We start from the raw sequence: 6,187 nt of genomic DNA on the forward strand, positions 1-6,187 counted from the left end.
CCTTGGGGGAGGTGGGGGTGAGGTCGGTGGTGCCGTCCACTTCCGTGGAGAAGAACACGACGTGGACCGACGGGGTGGTGTCGTCCGGGGTGAGGTGGGTGGCGAGCGCGAGGGTCTGGTCGGCGAGGGCCTGGGCGGAGCCGTCCTTGTAGTACGGGCGCATGCTCGCGGAGCGGTCCAGGACGAGGTAGGTCCTGGCGCGGGCGGTGGTGAGGCCGGCCTTGGCGAGGGCGAGGGCGGCGGCGTCGTGGGCGATCGTCGCCTCGGCTTCGCCTTCGGCGTCGGTGTTCCCACCCGCACCACCCGTGCTGCTTTCGTCGTCGGCTGCGGGTGGCCCCTGCGGGGCGGACTCGCCGTCGGCGGCTGCGGCGACCGGTTCGGGGGTGGTGGGTTCGGAAGCGACCGGTTCAGGGGTGGTGGGTTCCTCGACGGCCGGCTGCGGCTCGGGCTCCGTCTCGGCGACGGGCTCGGGCTCCGTCGCCGGCTCCGGGGCGGTCTCTTCGGCGGCAGGTTCGGGCTCGGGCGTGACCTCGGCGGTCGGCTCGGGCTCGGTTTCCGCGACAGCCTCGGGCTCGGGCTCCGGGGTGGGCTCTACGACAGGCTCCTGCTCCGTCTCCGCGGCAGGTTCCGGGGTGGGCTCCTCCGCGGCCGGTGCTTCCGGTGTCTCGGCGGGGGCCTCTTCCGTGGCGGGTTCCTGGACGGCCGCCGGCTCCTCGGCCACGGCCTCGGTGGAGACCGCCTCCGGCTCAGGCTCGGGAGTCGGCTCCGTGACGGGCTCCTCGGCCGTCGGCGCCTCTTCCGCGACGGGTTCGGCAGCCTTCTCGTCCACGGCGGCTTCCTCGGCGACCGGCGTCGACTCCTCCGGCTCCTCGGCGACCGGCGTGGCCTCCTCGGTCTTCGCCTCCGTCGCGGCCGGCTCCTCCACCGTCACCGGCGTCGGCTCCGCCGCCGCAGGCTCCTGGTCGTCCACCGGACCCGCCGGCTTCGGTACCGCCACGTTGTCGAATGCGGCCGACACCAGATCGTGCTCGTCCTTCGTCGAAAGGGACGGCGACGTCGACGGACGCTGCTCCGGGACCTGGGCCGAAGCCGAGGTCGGGGTCGAGGGTTCGGGCGACGGGGAGGGCACCGTCGGCTTCGTCCCTTCCGCACCCTCTGCCTCGGCGCTACGCCCCTTGCGTGACCGGCCGAACGCGTTCCGCAGGAGAGTGAGAATGCCCATGTGCGCAACCCTTCGCATGAGTTGATGCCCGTAAATCCCTGGCCAGGACGGACACGTAAGGTTAGCGGCCCTGGATGGTGATCTTGGGGAGGGGCGGACACAGGACCCTGCCTCCGTCAAGACCGCCAATCGGCCACAGGCCGGTCCCCATCCTCCCCCGCGCCCCCAACTCCCTTACCGCTACCTCGGATTCACCGGCAGTTCACCGAGAGTCCCCGCTGCCGCACAAACGGGCTCCTAGCGTCCGTGACGCGGATTCAAGGGGATTCCATGGGGAAGCAAGGGGAACACAAAATGCGCAAACTGCTGCCGATCATCAGAACGTCGTCATCCGAGCCGACCGACGCGCACCCGGGCGGCCGCTCCGCCCTGACCTGCCTGTACCGGTGCGGCAACGCCTGCTTCCACGAGGCGCCCAACACCAGCGCCAACGAGTACGTCGGTGACGTCATCGCCGGTGCCGTCAGCCGCCGGAGTGTCATGCAGGCCGCCGCCGTCGTGACGGTCGCCGCGGCCGCCGGTTCCGCCACCCTCGCGGCCGCACCCCGCGCCCACGCCGCCGCGGACGCCACCGACGCGAGCGCCGCCTCGTACAAGCCCGGCAACGGCAAAGCCGCCCGCGGGCTCCGCTTCACCCCGGTCGCGCCCAACACCGCCGACCAGGTCACCGTCCCGGACGGCTACGCCCAGAACGTCGTCGTCCGCTGGGGCGAGCCCATCCTGCGCGGCGCGCCCGCCTTCGACCCGGAGAACCAGACCGCCGCCGCCCAGGCCGGACAGTTCGGGTACAACAACGACTATCTGACCCTGCTCCCGCTGGGCCACGGCAAGCAGCTCCTCGTCGCCAACCACGAGTACACCGACGAGGTGCTCATGTTCCGCGGCTACGACGCCGCCGCCCCGACCCGCGAACAGGTCGAGATCGCCTGGGCCGCGCACGGGCTGTCCGCCGTCGTCGTCGAGGAGAGCCGCAAGAGCGGCAAGCTGACCGTCGTACCCCGCCATCCCCTCAACCGCCGTGTCACGGCCACGACGGAATTCCGGCTCACCGGGCCCGCCGCCGGCTCCGACCTCCTGAAGACCTCCGCCGACCCCACCGGCACCAAGGTCCTCGGCACGCTCAACAACTGCTCGGGCGGTACGACCCCCTGGGGTACCTCCCTGCACGGCGAGGAGAACTTCAACCAGTACTTCGCCAACAGCAGCCGGGCGACGGACAAGCGGTACGGGATCGGGACCGGGGCCACCGAGCGCAAGTGGGAGCGGTTCGACAAGCGGTTCGATGTCGCCCAGGAGCCCAACGAGGTGCACCGGTTCGGGTACGTCGTCGAGTTCGATCCGTACGACCCGACCTCCACGCCCCGCAAGCACACCGCCGTCGGCCGCTTCAAGCACGAGGGCGCCACCATCCGGCTCACCGACGACGGGCGCCCCGTCGTCTACTCCGGTGACGACGAGCGCTTCGACTACTTCTACAAGTTCGTCAGCAGCAAGCGCATGAAGAGGGGGACGGGCCGCGCCGTCCGCGAGCACAATCTCTCGCTGCTCGACGAGGGCACGCTGTACGTCGCCAAGCTCACCGGCGACTCCCCCGCCATCGAGATCGACGGCACCGGCAAGTTGCCCTCCGACGGTGAGTTCGACGGCAGCGGCGAGTGGATACCGCTGGCCACCGCGACCGCCAAGGGTGCCGTGTCGCACGTCGAGGGCATGAGCGCCGACGAGGTGTTCGTCTTCACCCGCCTCGCCGGTGACAAGGTCGGCGCGACCAAGATGGACCGGCCCGAGGACATCGAGCCCAACCCGCACACCGGCAAGGTGTACGTCGCCCTCACCAACAACACCAACCGCGGTGTGGGCACGAACGCTCCCGCCGACGAGGCCAACCCGCGCAGCGCCAACAAGCACGGGCAGATCCTGGAGCTGACCGAGCGCTGGAACCGGCCGGAGAGCACGAAGTTCGCCTGGCTGCTCTTCCTCGTCGCCGGTGACCCGAACGACCCCGCCACCTACTTCGCCGGGTTCCCCAAGGACCGCGTCAGCCCCATCTCCTGCCCGGACAACGTCGCCTTCGACCCGCACGGCAACCTGTGGATCTCCACCGACGGCGCCCAGCTCGGCTACCACGACGGCCTCTTCGGCGTCGCGACCAAGGGCGACCGGCGCGGTGAGCTCAAGCAGTTCCTGACCATGCCGATCGGCGCCGAGACCTGCGGCCCGATCGTCCAGGACCGCCGTGTCCTGGTCGCCGTCCAGCACCCGGGCGAGATCAGCGGGGCGACGGTGGAGAACCCGGCGAGCGTCTGGCCCGACGGGCCGGGCAGGATCGTGCGGCCGGCGGTCGTGGCGGTGTGGCGCAAGGACGGCGACGACATCGGCGTCTGAGCCCTCCCCGCCGAAGGACACTCAGTGGGTGGCTGGAACCGCGTGTTCCAGCCACTCCCGGTACGCCGGCGCCTGCCGTGCCGCCTCCCAGTACGCCTCCTCCAGCGCGGGACGGACCCCGTCCAGGTCCGTCTCCGTGCGGGCCGCGAGCAGCAGCCGTACGCCGAGCGGGTCGCCCCGCAGCCGGCGTACGGACATGTCGGGGCGGGGCAGACAGGACGGCTGGCAGACGGTGACGACCTCGCCGGTGGCGACCAGGGCGGCGGCCGTGTGGTAATCGCCGTGCAGGACACGGGGGTTGAGCCCGGCGGCACGGAACATCCGGTGGACGGCGTCCCATTCGCCGTCCACGGTGGGGTCGATCATCCAGCGGTCCTGGGCCAGGTCGGCGAGGTCGACGACCGGTTTGGCGGTGGCCGGATGGTCGGCGGGCAGGGACACGAACTGCGGCTCCCGCTCGACGAGCACGCGCAGCCGCAGCCCCTCCGGTATCCGCAGGGGACACCCCTCCACCTCGTGCACGAAGGCGACGTCGAGCTGTCCGTCGGCGACCATGCGCAGCAGGGCGTTGGGCGAGACGTCCATGTGGAGGGTGGGCTCCTGGCCGCGCGCCCTGAGTCTTCGCAGCCAGCCCGACAGGGCTCTGCTCGCGGTGGACCCGACCCGCAGCTGCGGCCCGCCCACGGCGGCGGCCCGCGCCTCGGTGACCAGGGAGCGCATCTCGGCCACGAGCGGCCGGGCCCGGCTCAGCACCAGCCGCCCGAGCGGGGTGGGCCGGCACCCGGTCCGTTCCCGCCGGAACAGCGCCCCGCCCAGCTCCTGCTCGATACGTCTGAGCTGTGTGCTCAACGAGGGCTGCGCGACACCCAGTTGACGGGCGGCCCGGTGCAGGCTGCCGGTGTCGGCTATGGCGCACAGCGCGCGAAGGTGCCTCACCTCGAGCTCCATGCCCTGGAAGACTAAGGCGGGCTCACAGGTTCCACCAGACGCACAAACCGCCGCCGACACCCGCGAATCGGGGCCCTGATAGCCCCGCCCTATCCCCGATTGCCATCATCACAGCGGGCGCACAGCCCCCGAGACTCACATCGACGACTCACCCCCCACCAAGGAGTCATCGATGCGCAAGCCCCTCATGGCCGCGGCACTCGGCCTCACTCTCGCAACGCTCGGTCTGGCACCGGCGGTTCCCGCGTCCGCGGCGACCATCGGCTACACCGCGACCACGACCACGAGCGCAACCACGACCACGACCACAGATGCCGACGAGGCCTTCTTCCAGGCGGTGCTGGAGTCCGTCGCCGAGAAACGCGCCGCGAACCCGACCAGCACGGCGGCCGTCACGGTCGTCTACGACGCCTCCCGCGCTCCCACGTTCAGTGCGCAGATAGCCTCCAGCACCCGGATATGGAACAGCGCGGTCTCGAACGTGAAGCTCCAGTCCGGCTCGGCCGCCTCCGCCGACTTCTCCTATCGCGAGGGCAACGACTCCAGAGGCTCCTTCGCCTCCACGGACGGCCACGGCAGCGGCTACATCTTCCTCGACTACCGGCAGAACCAGCAGTACAACTCCACGCGCGTGACCGCCCACGAGACCGGTCACGTCCTCGGCCTCCCGGACCACTACACGGGCCCGTGCAGCGAGCTGATGTCCGGCGGCGGCCCCGGCACGTCCTGCACCAACGCCCAGCCCAACGCGACCGAGCGCTCCCGCGTGAACCAGCTCTGGGCGAACGGCCTCGCCGCGGCGATGGAGAAGGCCCTCGACAACAAGAACTGACCCCACCCCCCACCGGTGCGGCCGCCCTCCTGCACAGGGCGGCCGCACCCATGTGCGGGCTCAGGAAGGGGTGGCCGACGCCTCGGTCCGCAGGGCGCGCTCACAGTGCGGCCAGTCGTGGAAGTCCCGGTCGCGGGACCAGAGGCGTTTGGCGGCCTGGATGTTCCATTCGGGATCCAGCGCCTTGCCGGGAGTTCCGCCCAGCTCGCGCAGCCGGGCGTCGGATATCTGGAACAGGCCCCAGTTTCTGGTGCCGTTGGTGTTCGGCAGGATGTGCAGGGGGTCCAGGAAGGACTGGCAGTCGGCGATGGCGACGGCGTCGTCCGGTGTCGTGTCGAAGACCTCGCGGATACGCTCCCGGACCTTCTTCGTCGACCAGGTGTCCATGCGGACCTTCGACTCGTAGAGCGCCTTCTTGGTGGCCGCGGTGACGACGCCGTTCGGCGGGAGGCCGGCGATGACCTGGAAGGCCGTCACCCGGCGCAGGGTCTGCGGACCGAAGTCGCCGTCCACCGCGATGACGGCGCCATGACGCTTGAGCAGTGTCTGTGCCTCGCGTACGCACTCGTCGTGCTGGCCCATGCTCACCACGGGAGAGCAGGCGGAGGAGAACAGGGTTCGTGAATCCGCCTTCTGGGCCGGGGCGTCGGGGGTGGAGGAGAGGGACATGGCCCAGCCGACGGTTCCGAGGACGGTGAGGGCGGCCGCGGCGGTCAGAGCGAGGGCCCGACGACTCACCGGGAGCCGACCGGGCCTTGTCCTCGGCTCCTGGGGGCCGGGGGCCGGAGCGGGTTCCTGGG

General features: G+C 71.1%; 5 protein-coding genes. 2 read left to right on the forward strand and 3 right to left on the reverse strand.

Annotated features, from left to right (window positions below; genetic code table 11):
• A partial coding sequence (locus tag HLK59_RS47230) for a VWA domain-containing protein (RefSeq protein WP_171147860.1) occupies positions 1-1,222 on the reverse strand: 1,222 nt, incomplete at its 3' end.
• A gap of 294 nt (positions 1,223-1,516) precedes the next feature.
• On the opposite strand from HLK59_RS47230, the gene HLK59_RS47235 reads away from it, so the two are divergent.
• The gene (locus HLK59_RS47235; RefSeq protein ID WP_171147861.1) at positions 1,517-3,607 is read left to right on the forward strand and encodes a PhoX family protein; all 2,091 of its coding nucleotides are present in this window, start codon (positions 1,517-1,519) and stop codon (positions 3,605-3,607) included.
• A 21-nt stretch (positions 3,608-3,628) separates the two neighbouring features.
• On the opposite strand, the gene HLK59_RS47240 is transcribed toward HLK59_RS47235, so the two are convergent.
• Positions 3,629-4,555 (reverse strand): LysR family transcriptional regulator, encoded by a 927-nt coding sequence (locus HLK59_RS47240; protein ID WP_171147862.1) that lies wholly within the window; start codon positions 4,553-4,555, stop codon positions 3,629-3,631.
• A gap of 172 nt (positions 4,556-4,727) precedes the next feature.
• On the opposite strand from HLK59_RS47240, the gene snpA reads away from it, so the two are divergent.
• Entirely contained in the window at positions 4,728-5,387 is a 660-nt protein-coding gene (snpA, locus tag HLK59_RS47245; protein WP_171147863.1) for a snapalysin, read from the forward strand.
• A 60-nt stretch (positions 5,388-5,447) separates the two neighbouring features.
• Here snpA and HLK59_RS47250 read toward each other — a convergent pair.
• Positions 5,448-6,187, reverse strand: a 740-nt coding sequence (locus HLK59_RS47250; RefSeq protein WP_171147864.1) for a peptidoglycan-binding protein, incomplete at its 5' end; no start/stop codon positions are given.

This window comes from Streptomyces sp. S3(2020) (genome assembly GCF_013044505.1).
Classification (GTDB): Bacteria; Actinomycetota; Actinomycetes; order Streptomycetales; family Streptomycetaceae; genus Streptomyces.